14 protein-coding genes are annotated in these 16,067 nt (G+C 55.2%); 5 read left to right on the plus strand and 9 right to left on the minus strand.

What is annotated here, in order from left to right:
* Positions 1 to 28 precede the first annotated feature (28 nt).
* From AC3CB2_RS15800 to AC3CB2_RS15820, 5 genes are all read right to left on the minus strand, one after another.
* On the minus strand, positions 29 to 1,639 hold the full coding sequence (locus AC3CB2_RS15800) for an acyl-CoA carboxylase subunit beta (protein WP_352934122.1): 1,611 nt from the start codon (positions 1,637 to 1,639) through the stop codon (positions 29 to 31).
* On the minus strand, positions 1,627 to 2,535 hold the full coding sequence (locus AC3CB2_RS15805) for an SDR family oxidoreductase (protein ID WP_352934125.1): 909 nt from the start codon (positions 2,533 to 2,535) through the stop codon (positions 1,627 to 1,629). Before AC3CB2_RS15805 ends, AC3CB2_RS15800 begins: the two co-directional genes overlap by 13 nt.
* 104 nt (positions 2,536 to 2,639) lie before the next feature.
* On the minus strand, positions 2,640 to 4,328 hold the full coding sequence (locus tag AC3CB2_RS15810) for an AMP-binding protein (RefSeq protein ID WP_352934128.1): 1,689 nt from the start codon (positions 4,326 to 4,328) through the stop codon (positions 2,640 to 2,642).
* 184 nt (positions 4,329 to 4,512) lie between these two features.
* The gene (locus AC3CB2_RS15815) at positions 4,513 to 5,319 is read right to left on the minus strand and encodes an enoyl-CoA hydratase/isomerase family protein (RefSeq protein WP_352934130.1); all 807 of its coding nucleotides are present in this window, start codon (positions 5,317 to 5,319) and stop codon (positions 4,513 to 4,515) included.
* On the minus strand, positions 5,319 to 7,151 hold the full coding sequence (locus AC3CB2_RS15820) for an acyclic terpene utilization AtuA family protein (protein WP_352934133.1): 1,833 nt from the start codon (positions 7,149 to 7,151) through the stop codon (positions 5,319 to 5,321). Before AC3CB2_RS15820 ends, AC3CB2_RS15815 begins: the two co-directional genes overlap by 1 nt.
* 119 nt (positions 7,152 to 7,270) lie before the next feature.
* On the opposite strand from AC3CB2_RS15820, the gene AC3CB2_RS15825 reads away from it, so the two are divergent.
* Entirely contained in the window at positions 7,271 to 7,894 is a 624-nt protein-coding gene (locus AC3CB2_RS15825; RefSeq protein WP_352934135.1) for a TetR/AcrR family transcriptional regulator, read from the plus strand.
* Between the two features lie 35 nt (positions 7,895 to 7,929).
* On the opposite strand, the gene AC3CB2_RS15830 is transcribed toward AC3CB2_RS15825, so the two are convergent.
* A complete protein-coding gene (locus AC3CB2_RS15830) occupies positions 7,930 to 9,000 on the minus strand; it encodes a hypothetical protein (RefSeq protein WP_352934138.1) in 1,071 nt (356 codons plus the stop codon).
* A gap of 14 nt (positions 9,001 to 9,014) precedes the next feature.
* Positions 9,015 to 9,806: a DUF6345 domain-containing protein gene (locus AC3CB2_RS15835; protein WP_352934141.1), complete on the minus strand. Its 792-nt coding sequence runs from the start codon at positions 9,804 to 9,806 to the stop codon at positions 9,015 to 9,017.
* A 341-nt stretch (positions 9,807 to 10,147) separates the two neighbouring features.
* Here AC3CB2_RS15835 and AC3CB2_RS15840 point away from each other — a divergent pair, with 341 nt between their 5' ends.
* Together AC3CB2_RS15840 and AC3CB2_RS15845 are read left to right on the plus strand one after the other, a co-directional pair.
* Positions 10,148 to 10,828 (plus strand): 2OG-Fe(II) oxygenase, encoded by a 681-nt coding sequence (locus AC3CB2_RS15840; RefSeq protein WP_352934144.1) that lies wholly within the window; start codon positions 10,148 to 10,150, stop codon positions 10,826 to 10,828.
* 162 nt (positions 10,829 to 10,990) lie between these two features.
* Positions 10,991 to 13,321, plus strand: coding sequence for a heavy metal translocating P-type ATPase (locus tag AC3CB2_RS15845; RefSeq protein WP_352934146.1), 2,331 nt, complete (start codon positions 10,991 to 10,993; stop codon positions 13,319 to 13,321).
* On the opposite strand, the gene AC3CB2_RS15850 is transcribed toward AC3CB2_RS15845, so the two are convergent.
* Both AC3CB2_RS15850 and AC3CB2_RS15855 read right to left on the minus strand, forming a co-directional pair.
* The gene (locus AC3CB2_RS15850) at positions 13,318 to 14,010 is read right to left on the minus strand and encodes a nitroreductase family protein (protein ID WP_352934149.1); all 693 of its coding nucleotides are present in this window, start codon (positions 14,008 to 14,010) and stop codon (positions 13,318 to 13,320) included. The genes AC3CB2_RS15845 and AC3CB2_RS15850 overlap by 4 nt on opposite strands.
* A 208-nt stretch (positions 14,011 to 14,218) precedes the next feature.
* Complete coding sequence (locus tag AC3CB2_RS15855) at positions 14,219 to 14,611, minus strand: cupin domain-containing protein (protein WP_352934151.1); 393 nt, start codon at positions 14,609 to 14,611, stop codon at positions 14,219 to 14,221.
* Positions 14,612 to 14,741: 130 nt separating this feature from the next.
* Between AC3CB2_RS15855 and AC3CB2_RS15860 the strand changes: the two genes are divergently transcribed.
* Positions 14,742 to 15,482 (plus strand): glycosyltransferase family 2 protein, encoded by a 741-nt coding sequence (locus AC3CB2_RS15860; protein WP_352934154.1) that lies wholly within the window; start codon positions 14,742 to 14,744, stop codon positions 15,480 to 15,482.
* A 3-nt stretch (positions 15,483 to 15,485) separates the two neighbouring features.
* Positions 15,486 to 16,067: DedA family protein (locus tag AC3CB2_RS15865; RefSeq protein WP_352934157.1), on the plus strand; the 582-nt coding region annotated here is incomplete at its 3' end.

Consider the following 16,067-nt stretch of genomic DNA (forward strand, 5'->3'; position numbering starts at 1 on the left):
TTCCGGGAGCCGTAATGCGCAGCTCTCCCTAGCCGCGCGCAACTCCGAATGCTGTTGGATTAAGCTGACGTTTCTTGGCATCTGCACAAACAGATAGGGCCATTGAGACAACACGGCGCGTATCTCTCGGATCAATGATCCCATCATCCCAAAGCCGCGCTGTCGCAAACAACGCTGTAGTCTCCGGCGACATCTGGTCAATGATCTTCTGCGCCATCTGATCGGTCATGCCATCAGGGATCTGCTGACCCATCTTCGCAAACTTCTCTTCAGTGATGATCTTCATCACCGTCGCCGCCTGCTCTGGTCCCATCACACCAACCTTGGCAGAGGGCCATGAAAAGATGAAATCAGGATCAAACCCACGACCACACATGCCGTAGTTACCAGCACCCCAGGCACCACCAACAACCACGGTCACTTTAGGAACCGTGGCATTGGCAACCGCCTGGATCATCTTGGACCCATGTTTGACGATACCACTCGTCTCTGCATCCCGGCCTACCAGATACCCAGTGGTGTTCATCAGGAACAGCAGTGGCGTATTACTCTGACAACACAGCTGAATGAACTGCGCCGCCTTCACCGCACCTTGCGGATCAATCGGGCCGTTATTACCAAGAATGCCAACGGCCTGCCCATCAATGCGCGCATGACCACAAACCGTGGAACCGCCAAACTCCTTCTTAAAATCAAGGAAGTCGGACCCATCCGTGATACGCGCGATGATCTCGCGTACATCGTATGGTTTCTTGGTGTCTTCCGGCACGATGCCCAGCAAATCCTCAGCATCATAAAACGGCTGCTTGCCGCCTTCGGCTTCCAACGGGGCTTCCCATGGCAGATGGTCAACGATCTCACGCGCGGTCTCAACGCCATGCGCATCATCTTCGGCCATGTATTCCGCCGTGCCAGCTGTGTTGTAATGCAGCTCTGCACCACCCAGCTCTTCATCCGACGCAACTTCACCCGTGGCCGCTTTCAGCAACGGAGGGCCAGCCAGAAAAATCTTCGTTTTGCCGCGCACCACAACCGTATAGTCCGACAGCCCCGGCATGTACGCACCGCCAGCCGTTGAAGACCCATGCACCACGGTCACCTGCGGAATACCAGCTGCAGACAAACGCGCCTGATTAGCAAACGCCCGTCCGCCTTCAACAAACAGCTCAGACTGATACATGAGGTTCGCGCCAGCACTTTCCGTCAGCGCAACAATCGGCAGCTTCTGCTTCTTGGCAATCTCCTGCAGGCGAAGCGTCTTCTTCAAACCCATTGGAGAAATAGAACCGCCCTTGATGGCAGAGTCCGTCGCCACAATGAGACAGCGCTTGCCTGCCACATAACCGATGCCAGCAATCGAACCACCACCCGCAGCGTTCTTCTTGCCATCGTCATCATGCATCTTCAGGCCTGCGAGCGTAGAGATTTCCATGAACGGAGCACCACGATCCAGCAGCAGGCTCACCCGATCCCGCGGCAGCAACTGACCACGTTTCTCAAACTTCCCACGCTTGCTCTCAGAGTTCTCGCGAACCTTGGCCTCATATCCACGAAACTCCTCAATCAGCGCTTCCATGAAGGCCTTGTTCTGGGCAAACGCGGCACTGCCGCTATCGACAGCTGAGGTTAACTTGGGCATTTGTCTTTCTCCCAAGCTTGAAGGGCCTTCGGCTTCTCATAGCGATGGAAGCCTTGGTATTCCTTCATGTTTGCATTGTCACCAACCGGCATCAGATTGGTCCAGAGCGGCGCACCACCATCCACACCGATGCACTGGCCAGTGATGAACGCAGCACCCGGAGACAGCAGGAAGTTCACCAGAGACGCCACTTCAGCCTCAGTGCCCAGACGGCGCGCCAGATTGTTCTCAGACATGCGCGCAAACATGTGCTTGATGAAGTTCTCATCGTACGTGTCAAAACCGGACGACGCGATCCAGCCCGGTGCTACAGCATTCACGCGCACACCTGCTTCCGCCCATTCAACGGCCAGCGTCATGGTCAGGTTCTGCATGCCGGCCCGCGCCACACCAGAGTGCGCCATGCCCGGCATACCGCGCCACATATCCGCAACGATGTTGACGATGGCACCGCCTTTGCTCTTGCGCATGCCCTGATTGTAAACCTCACGCGCCATCAGAAACCCGCCGGTCACGTTGGTCTCAACAACCGCATCAAAGCCCTTCTTCTTGATCGCCGCTGCCGGACTTGGGTACTGCCCGCCAGCATTGTTCACCAGACCATGGATCACACCACGCTCGGCAACGATGTTTGAAACAGTCTCCGCAACAGCGTCTTCATTGCGGATGTCCAGAGAATGGGTGGAAACATCTCCACCATCCTCACGAATTTCATCAGCCACCGCATCCAGCTTTGCCTGCTTGCGGCCAAGGAGAACGGTATGGGCACCCAGCGCGGCGAGTTCGTGGGCGATGCAGCGACCAATGCCACTGCCTCCCCCAGTCACAATCACAGTTTGCCCATCAAACAACCCATCTCGCAGAACTGATGCGTAACGGGACGGTTCATTGCTCATTCCAAAAGTCTCCCTGCCACAAGCGCGGCTTAGTCAAACGGAGGTTCTCACCTCAGAAAATCCCGGCCGGGGTGACCACGTCACCCCAAACCATCATCATCCTTTCAGGCCGGAGCGGTTGCCTCGGCTCCACATTCATCTTCCCAGACCACAGGCCGATCCGGCATGGAGTGCACCACGTCCTGATAGCGATCTTCCAGGCGCGTCCGCTTGATCTTCATGGTTGGGGTCAGATAGCCATTCTCGATGGTCCACATGTCGTTGGCGACAATGATCGAGCTCAGCTTCAAATGGCTCTCAACAGATCGATTGATGCTGTGATAGGTCTCTTCAAGGCTCGTACGAACCTCTTCACGCGACAGACCATGAGTGATCTCGGAGGAGAGGAACACCACAGCAACAGGCTGAGCCAACTCAGACCCCATCACGCAGGCCTGCTCCACATAGGTATTGTCAAACAGCATGGCCTCAATCGGTACCGGCGCGATATACTTGCCCTTGGAGGATTTGAAGATCTCCTTCACCCGGCCCGTAATCCGCAAGAACCCGTCAGCATCCTGCTCCACCTTGTCACCCGTATGGAACCAGCCACCTTCTTCAATGGTCTCCGCAGTCATCTCAGGGTCTTTGTAGTAACCCTTGGTGACGGAATCCCCACGAATAAGCAGCTCACCCTCATCGGTGATCTTAATCTCCAGCCCCGCAAGCGGCGTACCGATGGTACCAACCTTGTCCGCACGGAATGGGAAGTGTGAGGACGCAAGACCAGCCGTCTCGGTCATGCCCCACCCTTCAGTAATGTTGATGCCCAGCTTCTGATACCATTCCAGCACGGCCTTGGAGATCGGCGCAGATCCACTGCCGATCAGCTTCGCATTGGTCAAACCAAGCTGCGCGCGGATCTTCCGCTTCACGTACCAGCTCAGGATCGGAATGCTCAAAAGCCGGTCCAGTTTCTTCTGTGGCACCTTGGCCAAAATCCCCGACTGGAACTTCATCCAGAGCCGCGGCACGGAAATGAACATGGTCACTTCAGCAGCACGCAAATCTTCTGCAAACGTATCCAGCGACTCCACAAAGCTCACCACCACACCAGCATAAAGGCTCACATGCTCAATGAGCGCACGCTCGGTAATATGAGCCAGCGGCAGATAGGAAATCAGACGCTCTTCACGGCCCAGCTCAAGAGACTGGGTTGGAGACCACGCCCCATAAGCAATGTTGCGCCAGGAGACTTCCACCCCTTTAGGGTTCCCGGTGGAGCCTGAGGTGTAAACAATGGAAAACAGTTCATCCAGATCCGGCTTGGCAAGCTGGTCTTCTGGTAAAGGCTCATTCTGTTTAAGCAGCTCCGTCCAGCTGTACTCGCAATCTATCGTTTTATAAGGAAGCGCAATCTTCACCACACCATCACGGATACCCTGCTCACTCGGCGCAAAGTCATCCAGTTTGCCCATGAACACCGCTTTGATGTCCGCATGGTCAATGATGTAGCTGATCGTATCTGCTGAGGCGGTGTAATAGATCGGCGTGGAGATGTAACCGGCAGCCTGAATTGCAAAATCAGCCAGAAACCATTCAGCGCAGTTTTTAGAGAGAATGCCAATCCGGTCTCCCGGTTGGAAACCCATTGACTGGAGCGCAGCAGCCATTCGCCGGACCGTGTCGTAACACTCCTTCCAGGTGAACTCGATGAACTGCCGGTTCACAGGCTGTCGCAGATAAACCGAGTTTGGTTTCTCTGTGGCCCATTTTTGCAGCATTTCAATTGGCAGTGCGTACTGTGTACCCATGTTCCCTCCTCTGATGTGCTGGTTCAGCCTCCCCGCTGCTTCCAGCACTATCTTTTTTGCGCGATAGACTTCGGCATTATAATCAGCTCATACGCATATGAGCATACCCTGCATTTCTTCTTCCTTCACCGCATTCGAACATCTGTTATCGGGTAAACGCATACCCCCAAATTTGAGGGGCCAGCTATGGAGCCCAGGAGGGTTTGCGTTTCTGCAAAAACGACATCACGCCTTCCTGTCCCTCTTCCCCAACAATTGCTCTCGCAAACGAGGCAGCTGCACTCTGGCGCAGTTCCTCCTGCTCAAGGAAACGCGTCTCTTCAACCACCTTCTTCGTGGCTGCAACAGCGCCCGGCGCACAGGCCAGAACCTGCTGTTTTATCTCAGCTTCTGCTGCTTCAAGCTCTGCCTGACTGGCAACAGCCTGATCAACCAGACCGACGTCAAAGGCCTCGTCACCGGTCAGTTTGCTCCCCAACACGAGCATTTTCTTGGCTTTCTGGTAGCCCAGTCGCTTGGTCACGTACTGAGCAATCTGAGCCGGCGGTAAGCCAATCCGCGTCTCAGTAAAAGCAAACTTGGCATCTTGCGTGGCCACCACAAAATCACAGGCACACGCCATGCCCAGGCCACCAGCCATAGCTGCCCCCTCCACCAAAGCAATGGTCACTTGCGGCTGATGGGCGATCATTCCAAAAAACTCGGCAGCCTCCAGACTGATCTTCTGCGCAATGGCTTCAGCCTCATCACCACCAGCCATAATCTGCTGGAAGGACTTCAGATCACCGCCTGCACAGAACACACCACCAGCACCAGTGAACGTAATGCCACGCACGCTGCGGTCATCCTGCACACCCCGCAGAACCTTGGAAATTTCAGCAATCACTTCGCCAGTCAGCGGATTGCGCTTTTCCGGCTGGTTCAGCGTGATGGTCATCCAGCCATCTTGCTGCGCAACCAGCACAGCATCCGTTGTTGGAGCATCAGTCATTACATCACCTCCTGCGCGATGGAGTGCGGAACGGAAACACTGTGCCTCAGCAGGATCTGGCTATACGCCTTCGCTTGCGGGTCCAGCCGCAAGCTGGCAATGCCGCCACCGCCCAGCACATCATCAATCAGGAAGTTGAGCGCATGACAGCCCGGCAGATAGAAACGGGCCACCTTGCCCGGATTGAAATGCGCAAAGGTTTTGGCAACCGCATCTTCACTCAAAGCCGCTGCAATCCATGGCAGCCACTCTGCTTTTCGCGCGATAACACCAATGTTTGCCTTATCGCCTTTGTCACCACTGCGGGCATAAGCAAGCTTGATCAGCGGCACCTCTGCAAGTACGTCATCAGCAGCAGGCGCACCCGGAACTTCAGCAGCTTCAACTGAGGCGGCAGCCTCTGCCGCAACAACCTGCTCAAACGCCACAGCCTCACCTTCCAGCGAAACTTTGGGAGACACGGCAGACTGCTCAACAAGGAAAGAGAACAACCGCACAACAGGGGAAGGCTTAGGCCTTCCGCCATTAAAGGTCGTCATGCCCGGCGCAACAGAAAGGCCAAGGCCAGTCAGCTCCCGCAGCAACAAGCCAGCAGCCCGCTGATCCACATGCCGTGCGGCAATCTTCAAAACAACTTCTTCGTAAGTGCCCCGGCTGACAGGCGCTTCCCCTATCTGAGATCCTGCCCCCACGATCTCAACGGAAACTTCCTGATAGCCGGGCGCACCAAGTTTCTTCATAACTGTCTCAGCGCGGCCAAGGGCAAGGTCAGCAAAGACCTTTGCTTTCTCACCTGCATCAAAGCCCACATAAGGCACCATCAACCCAATGCGGAACCCATCCGCCCAGGTGGCAGAAACCTTCAGGCTCTCAGGCGCAGCGCGCCCTTTCGCACCAGAAACATGCACACTCTCAGAGGTCTTCGCCTCGATCGTTACCTTGGAGAAATCGCAGGTCACATCTGGCAGCAGGTAAGCTTGCGGATTACCGATCTCATAAACCAGCTGCTCCGCAACTGTGCCAACACTCACAAGGCCGCCGCTGCCTTCAGGCTTGCTCAGGTCGCAGCTGCCATCTTCATAGACAGTCGCAATCGGATAACCGATCTTCTTCACATCCGGCACATCCCGCCAGTCTGTAAAGTTGCCTCCAGTAACCTGCGTTCCGCACTCCAGCAAATGCCCTACAAGGCTACCTGCAGAGAGGCGATCATAATCCGTCCAGTCCCAGCCAAAGGCATGAGCACAGGCCGCAAGCGTCAACGCACTGTCAGCACATCGACCCGTAATCACAATATCTGCACCCGCCTCCAAAGCAGCAACAACAGGCTGGGCGCCGAGGTAGGCGTTGATGGAAGCAACCTTCTCCGCTTTAGGAAAGGCTTCGCCGGAGAACATCTCAGTGACACCAGCCTCTTTAAAGGCTGAAGCTTCCGCCAGCAGGTCATCACCGGTCACAACAGCAACTTTCAGATCCAGCTTCTGTGCAGCAATCAACTCGCGGATCTTGGCAGCACAACTCTCCGGGTTCACGCCGCCTGCATTGCTTAAAATTTTTGTCTTGGAAGACGCGATTGTTTTCAGATTGAGCCCAAGCACCTGCTCGACAAAATCCGTTGCATATCCAAGATCAGGGGACTTCTGACGCGCCCTTGCCATGATGGAAAGAGTGATCTCTGCCAGATAGTCATAAACGATGTAATCGAGCCCGCCAGCGCGCAACAATTGCCCCGTAGACGCGTTGGAGTCACCCCAAAAGCCGCAAGCACCCCCTATGCGAATAGGCTGCTTACGTTTACTAGAGCTTTGATTTTCCGTGTTTTTCATGGTCATTTTGACGGAAACCTCTTTTACATACCAAACGTACGGTATATACTCCTTCCCAATACGTCAAGTATTTCAGCAAAAACCCCGTCTTAAGGCTAAGGTTGATCATGGTAAGCAAGTTGGACATGAAGAAGCAGCGCGGTGAAAACACACGCAAGGCCCTCATTAAGTCGACCATCGATTGCCTCGACCGGCTTGGCTATGCGGAAACTTCCATCAACCGGGTGCTGGAAGGCGTTGATGTCAGCCGCGGTGCGCTGATGCACCACTTCCCCTCAAAGGAAGATCTGGTCATCGGTACGGTGGATTTTCTGCTTTCAAGAATTCTGCGCCACTATCAGCAGGAAAGCCCAAGCTCCTTCCCGTTCGCGCAGATCACACAAGCTGAGGGCGGCACACTGGCAGATGCCCTCGTGACCTATTGGCGCAACATCATCGATACGCCAGAAGGCCGGGCATTCTCTGAAATCATCATGGCAACGCGCACCGATAAAGCACTCTCGCAGCGCATCTCGCCAAAGCTGGAAGACTGGAACGACCAGCTCAACCAGTTCTTCCTGCCTCCAGACCTGGACAAAGCAGCGGAAGAGGACATGACCCTCACCCTCCTCATCTGGCGCTCCTTCATCCGCGGCATGATCTTCCAGCAAGAGTTCCACAGCGACCCAGCCTACGTCGAAAAAATCATCCGCAAGTTCGCCAAGATCATGGAACCACACCTGAAGATGGTCCAGTCCCAAAATGGCTGATCAAACTGTGGGAGGAAACAGGCGCTTGGACGCGCCTACTTGCTGCGTTTAGGCTCATCACTTTTGATAGGAGTCGGCGCAGTAAAGTCGAATGGCTTTGCCTTCTCATCCACCAGAGAGAAACCGAGAATTCTGCGCCGGCTACTAACGCGCTGTCCCTTGTCCGTAGTAGTGCCTTCAGAGAAAGAGACCACCAGCATCGGCTCAAGCAAGGCACTGCGTTCGCCATCTGGCATAGCGTACATCACACGGCTCCAAGCCACTTGCGGCGATACGTTGGCACTAAGCGTCCGATAGAACCGTTTAGTAAGACGATTAGGGTCGATTACCACGGGCTGCCGCTTGCCATCTTCCTCTGGTTCAACCTTGTCGTCAGTGAACTTGACCAGAGGTGTTACACCGCCAAATCGCATCGAGCCAATTTGGCCATTGGCCATAACACCCACCCGAACGCCAGCATTAGCCAATTCAACACCTTCGATCCGTGGCCGATACGTAACTCGGTACTCTAGGATCTGGCTGCGACCAGGCTGTGCCTTCCGCGAACCACTGCCAACGCGGCGGTAACCAATCTGAATAGCTGCACTGCTATAGAGGCGACGGTTCAGAATCCCCTGCTCCGATAACGCGTCGATCACCTTGTTGGCTCGGGCAACTGCTTCATCCACGCTGATCCGTCCAAGAGGTTCACGGATCACGTCAATCTCTTCGTTAATCAGCCGAATTTCATCAAAATCTGCATCATATCGGACTAAGATCTGAGGAGCTGCGGACACGCGTGCCCACGTGCCTGCCTCATTTCCGTAAAGCACCTCTTTCAACGCGCCATCCATCTTTTCAGAACGGCTTCCGTCAAGCATGAGGGTTATCGCCGCTTCAGCAGCATCAATTACTTGTTGTGCATCACGATCATTGCGCCAGGTCATCCGGATTATCGGAAGCTCTAGCCCTTCCTTAAATGCCGGAACCTTGTATTGTGCATTCCGCTCCAGCAGCAGCGGTGCTGTATTCCTGTTATCAGTGCGCTGCTGTTCTTGCTGGGCAGTCGCCGTTAAGGTCAGAGCAGCCAAGATGGCAACGGACAAAGAAACACGTCTCATCAACATCTCAAATGCTCCTCTCAGCAACCACTTTGGCCATTGTCAAACATCAGATAGCAAAAGTGAGTATCCGGGCTTGGAGCCTGGTAAAGAAGGATCTGATCGCGCAACCGGGCATTATCCTGCACCCAATCACAGTGGCTTGGAGACAAACCAAAAGTGAGCGCAATTGGAGAGTTGTCACCGGTAAACCAGCCTGGTCGATCTTCCATCTCTTCAATCCAGGCACGTTCATTCCTCAAATCATCTGTTTCGCGGAAGAAGTCGCGTGGCTGATCATCTTTGACTGATGGCGAGTTGTGGTACCCAAAGGTCTGCCGGATCGCTTGGTCAAAATGACTCGATAGACTGTCAAGATTAACGGTACAACTTGTAACCCACATCGCATAAACGGCCTCGTCACCGCCTTGAGTGCCAAGTCGCGTAGAGTTCGGAAAACTGACCGTGCAAACACCGTTGCGCTGAAAACCGAATTGAATAAGCGCTCGCCAACCATGCCCGGCATAGACAGACAATGTGCGTGCATCCCCTGCAACGTGGTCAATCCCACCTAAATTTTGCTCAATGAAATCTTCAGGCCAAGCGTTTGCATTGGACCAGCGTGTACCAGTCCAACCCCGATTGTTGAGCTCGCTGCGTAGGCTTGATGTAACATCGTTCAAGTCGGAATTTTGACAGCCATTACCAGTAAAATCGGTCGACTCGTCAATCCAATAATTAGCGCCATCGGCACTCGCGGAATTAGCAACCAAACACGCCAGCATGGCACCAATCACTGTTTTCAAAAATGGAACAGAACCACGTACTCTCATCGGGGAGCCCCCCTTAACGCTGCACAAAAGATACAAATTATCAAAACAACGAGATCACCATACGGTATGTGAGCTGCATTCAACATTACTGCAATTCAGGGGTGCAAATGAGACGAGTAAGCAACGTAACTTCCCGCGTGGATGAGCTTTCAACTGCACCAATTGCGCTCAAATTCGCATTAAAACGAACTACCGTTTTTCATTAGGTATTTTCGACGATTGCAAGCCGGCATTGTTCGGCCCCTAAGCTGGCATTAAGTACCTCCCGCCTGTTCCAAGCCAACAACCACCTGCAGAAACGCCCCATGCACATAAGCACGGCAGCGCAGGAGGAGGACTTAATGAATCGCCCAAACTCCGCAAGCCTTATCAGCGCATCCATCTTTCACGCCCTGCGCACAGCGACGCCGCACAAAGCTCCGTTTCTGCACTGGACGGCAGACAACTTGCTGCCTCAGCCCACGCTCTCGGACTTTCAGAACCTGCCCACTTGCATGCGTGATATGGACTACAGCGAAGGCCAACGGGCGACCAACAATAAGCTGCGCCAGTACCTCCACGGCGACAGCTTTATGAAGTTTGAAGCCGAACAAGAGTTCGCTTCCGCCTTCCAAGCTCCACAAATGATCGAGCTGTTCTATGAAAAATGCGGCGTAGACCTCTCAAACACCTATCTGCGTATTGAGTACACCTGTGATCGCGAAGGCTTCTGGCTGGAACCCCACACCGATATCGGCGCCAAGAAATTCACCCTGATGATCTACCTCTCAGAGGCCCACGGTGAAGAATGGGGCACCTCTTTGTATTCCGATAAAGAGACCTTCCATTCCAACACTCCCTGGGCGCCTAATCGGGCCATGTTCTTCATCCCCTCCGATGACTCCTGGCATGGCTTTGAGAAGCGTGAAATCAACGCTCCACGCAAGAGCCTCATCATCAACTACGTCACCTCAGAATGGCGTGCTCGGCATGAACTGGCCTTCCCGGAAGCTCTCACAGAACGCCTCACAATCGCTGCCTGACACCCGGCTCAGGGAGTTTGAGCCAAATCCAATCGATCCCGTTAAGCTCTGCCTAGGGATACTGCGAGTTCTCACTAGGCATTAATCCTTTCAGGCAGGGCAAAGGCTTATGATCTGCGCTGGTGAAACGCGAGCTTGTTGGATCAGGGAGCCTTTTGACCGATGGACGAGGCATCAAACACACCCACCTCCGGTACCACAGAACAAGACCCGGTCTGCGGTATGCAGGTCACCGTCACCGTTGAAACCCTTGCCGCTGACTTTGCTGGAAAATCCTACCACTTCTGCTCCGAAAAATGCTCCCACACCTTCGAGGGCGATCCCTACTTTTACGCAAGCGGCAACAGCAAGAAGCAGCAGGACGCCAACGCGCAGGACATTGACTACACCTGCCCCATGCACCCGCAGATCGTCCAGAAAGGCCCCGGCGAATGCCCCATCTGCGGCATGGCACTGGAGCCCATGACCGTCACCAGCAATGACGAACCCAGCCACGAACTGATCGACTTCACCCGCCGTTTCTGGCTCAGCGCGGTCCTCGCGATCCCGCTCCTCGCAATCACCATGGGCCCCTTTATCGGCTTGCCCTTCCGTGAGTGGATCGGCGAACCCACCGCCATCTACGTCGAGTTTGTCCTCGCTTCACCCGTTGTCCTCTGGGCAGGCGTTCCCTTATTTAAACGAGGCATCAAATCCATCACTACGTGGAACCTCAACATGTGGACCCTGATCACGCTCGGTGTCGGGGCTGCCTATCTCTATTCCCTCGTCGCCACGTTCCTGCCTGGTCTGTTCCCCCCGGGCATCCGTGCCGCCACCGGTCACCCACCCGTCTACTATGAGGCCGCCGCCGTCATCGTCGCGCTGATCTTCATGGGGCAGGTGCTGGAACTCCGTGCCCGCGAACGCACCGGCGATGCCATCCGCGCCCTCCTGGACCTCGCCCCCAAAACCGCCCGCCGCGTGCTGGACGACGGCACCGAGTACGACGCCCCGCTTGAAAACATCATGACCGGCGACAAGCTCCGCGTCCGCCCCGGCGAGGCCATCCCCGTCGACTCCCGCGTCATAGACGGCCAGTCTTACGTGGACGAAAGCATGATCACCGGCGAACCCATCGCCCTTGAGAAGAACGTCGACGACACCGTCACCGGCGGCACGCTCAACAAAAACGGCACACTCATCATCGAGGCCATCAACGTCGGCGCTGACACCATGCTCTCGAAGATCGTCGCCATGGTCTCCTCCGCACAACGCTCCCGCGCGCCCATCCAAGGCATGGCAGACAAGGTCTCCGCTTACTTCGTCCCAACAGTCGTCGGCATCTCGATCCTGTCTTTCTTTATCTGGCTCATCGTCGGCCCGGCGCCATCCCTCTCCTATGCCATCATCGTCGCCGTCTCCGTGCTCATCATCGCCTGCCCCTGCGCACTGGGCCTCGCCACCCCCATGTCCATCATGACCGCCAGCGGTAGAGGCGCGCAGGCCGGCGTCCTCATCAAAGACGCCACCGCACTGGAGCTCATGTCTAAAGTCGACACCCTCATCGTCGACAAAACCGGCACCATCACGGAAGGCAAACCAACCGTCACCTCAATCCATGCGTTCTCAGAAGAGTACACCGAAGACCAGCTGCTCCACGTCGCCGCCTCCATCGAAAAAGGCTCAGAGCATCCGCTGGCAGAAGCCATCGTCAATGCGGCCAATTACAGAGGTATGGCACTCTCCAACTCAGAGGACTTTGAGGCCCACACCGGCAAAGGTGTCAGCGCAAAGGTAGACAACCACGTCTACGCCATCGGCAACCCCGCCATCTTCGGCCTGACCGACAAGATCTCCGAGGAGATGAAGCAAAAGCACCAGTCCCTCAGCGAGACCGGCAACACCAGCATCTACATTTCAAACAAAGAGAAAGTCATCGGCCTCATCGCCATCTCTGATCCGATCAAAGAGAACGCAAGCAAAGCCATTAAGCAGCTGCATGAGGCAGGCATCAAAGTCATCATGGCAACGGGAGACAACGCACTCACAGCCAAAGCCGTGGCTGCCACTGTGGGCATTGATGAGTTCAAAGCTGAAGCCCTGCCAGAAGACAAGAAAACCCTGATCGATCAGCTCCACACCTCCGGCGCCATGGTGGCCATGGCAGGTGATGGCGTCAACGACGCCCCGGCTCTGGCCTCTGCAGATGTGGGCCTTGCCATGGGAACCGGCGCTGACGTCGCCGTTGAAAGCGCGGGCATCACCCTGCTCAATGGCGACCTCACCGGCATCGTTCGTGCCCGCAAGCTCGCCATCGGCTCACTGCGCAACATCCGCCAGAACCTGTTCCTGGCATTTGTCTACAACTCCGCAGGCGTCCCCATTGCAGCAGGCATTCTCTACCCCTTCACCGGAGCCCTGCTCTCACCCATGATCGCAGCGCTGGCCATGAGCCTCTCATCCTTCTGCGTGGTTATGAACTCCCTGCGGTTGAAGAACCTGAAGCTCTAATCAGCAACGGTCAGAATTTCAGAAAGCGGCTTCTTCAGTTTCGCAACCGAAGGCACCTTTGCATCTTCAGCCGGATGCCCTACCGCAATAATCATGATCGGCTTCTCAGAATCCGGACGGTCCAGCATGCCATTCAGAAACTTCATCGGGTTCGGCGTATGGGTCAGTGAAACCAATCCGGCATGGTGCAGCGCGGTCAGCAGAAAACCACAGGCGATACCAGTACTTTCAGGCACGTAGTAGTTCTTGTAGCGCGTGCCATCCTCAAACTCGCCCCAGCGCTGCGCAAACACCACGATCAGCCACGGCGCTTCTTCCAGATGTGGTTTATGGTCATTGGTGCCAATCGGCTCCAGCGCCTTGATCCATTCATCGCCAGCCCCGCCGTCATAAAACCGGCGCTCTTCTTCCTCCGCCGCATCGCGAATACGCTTCTTGAAGTCTGGTTGAGAGATCGCCACAAAATGCCATGGTTGGTGGTTTGCACCGGAAGGCGCGGTCCCCGCTGTGCGGATGCATTCTTCAATCACTTCACGGGCGACGGGGCGGTCAGAAAAGTCCCGCACCGTATGGCGACGCTTCATCTTGTCATAAAAGGCTTTCACAGCCTCAAGCATCTGCTCATCGCTCAGGTCCATACGGTCCGGCAGATCCACCGGCTCATACTTGATGTGTTCTTTGGCAAACATCCTGTTCCCCCGCTTTCCGGATATTCTTTTATGTGTGAGCCAGACAGATAAAGCCTCCCAGCCTCTCGCAGCTCACATAAGGTTTCAGCAAGCTAAAGCGTATCTCCGAAAAGTGGAAACCGGTTTTCGGATAAAGATACGCAGAAATAACGACTAAAACAGAATTGCGGCCAAATCTATTGAACTTGCCTCCAGAGAGCCGAGCTGATCACGATTTCCCACCCGGCACCCAGCGCCGGGAAACTTCCGTGCTATTCTCATAACTGGCCTCAAAGATCGGTGCTGCCAAAGTCGCCCGCACATGCAGCTTGCCCGCTCCAATATTCTTAAACCCATGCAAACACCCGGCAGGGATCAACACACTCTGATTAGCCGTGGCAACATGGGTTTCATTTCCGCAGGTGATCTCCGCAGTGCCCTCAATCACCTCCAGCAGTTCTTCAACCGCATGCAAGTGCCGCGGCGCCCCACTTCCCGGCTCACACCACTGGTCAAAAATACAAAGCTGACAAGACCCGTTGAGCGCTGAAACCCGCATCTGGGTCATCACCCCACCCCGCCACTCTTCCAGTGCCTGCTTGCTATGGTCAAACAGAGTCATCACAAACCTCCATCCAAAGAACCTGACCTCCCTTGTAACCACCAAAGGCAAAGAGTTTCGAAATCAGGTTCAGGTGCTCTTCAGTTTGACCGCGCAAACCAATGCTCAGAAAGGCTTGGAAGGCACGCTCATGACCACGATCGATCTCTCAATTGTCATCATCACCTTGAATGAGGAACACCACCTCCCGCGTCTGCTGGCAGATCTGAACCTGCAAACATGGCAGAACTTCGAGATCATCCATGTGGACAGTGCCAGCACAGACAACACGGTGCCTCTGTCACAGCACCATGCCAAAAACTTCAAGCACTATCGTATCGTGCAAATGGAAAAGCGCGGTGTCAGCCTAGGCCGCAACACGGGTGCAGCGCAGGCCAAAGGCCGCCGCATCTTGTTTCTGGATGCAGATACCCGACTGCCACCAAACTTTCTGGCTGAATCCATGTGGGAGCTGGAGTATCGCAGCCTCGACATCGGCATCGTCCTCATGTCCAGCTATCGCCTGCCAGCCAAACAGGTGATCGGCTATGAACTGATGAACCTCGGCATAACCCTCAGCCGACGTTTCTTCCCAACCGCAGTCGGCGCATGCCTGTTCTCAACACCGCAAACCCACGAAGCCATTGGTGGTTTCGATGAAAAGCTGAAGCTTTGCGAAGACTGCAACTACGTCCTCAAAGCTCAGAAAACTGGCCGGTTCTCGGGGCAAATCATCAAGCCCCGCTTCATGTTCAATCCGCGCCGCCTCAATCAGGATGGCATCCTGCGAACGGGCTGGACCTATCTCAAAGCCAACATGCTGCGCTTCTTCAAAGGCGAACTTTACAAAAACGAAGTCCCCTACGAGTTCGGCCACTACAGCAACACGTAAGTCATGCAGGATCTTGTCACCACCTTCAACGGGCCCCTCAGCTATGCCCTGTTGGCAGCCATTGCCTTCGGTGATGCTCTCATCGGCCCAAGCTTCTTTGTCTTTGGCGAAATCGCATTCCTCGCAGCCGGAGCCCTCTATGCAACTTCCGGCGATCCCTGGCCAATCATAGTGGTTATGGTCGCTGCACTACTGGCAGACATCACAAGCTACATCCTCGGCAGAGTGTACGGCACCCGAGCCATCCTGCACTTTCTCAGGCCATTGAAGCGACGCCGGGCATGGCACAAGGCCCGCACCGCCCTGCAAAAACACGCAGTCCCGTTCATCATCTCTGCGCGCATCCTCGGACCATTGGCCTGGATCACACCTTTTCTCAGCGGCGCCAGCAACATCCCCGCCTCACGCTTTCTGCCAGCAACAACAGCAGGCGTCCTCCTCGGCGTAGGCCAATTCTGTCTCTATGGCGCCCTAGGCACCAAAGGCCTCGAAGCCCTGCACCCTTACTGGCAACCAGTCACCACCTTCCTCCAAACCCACTACAAACTCCTCCTCCTCCCAGCCACCATAGCCCCAACCGCCTAC

This window comes from Pseudovibrio sp. SCP20 (assembly GCF_057774105.1).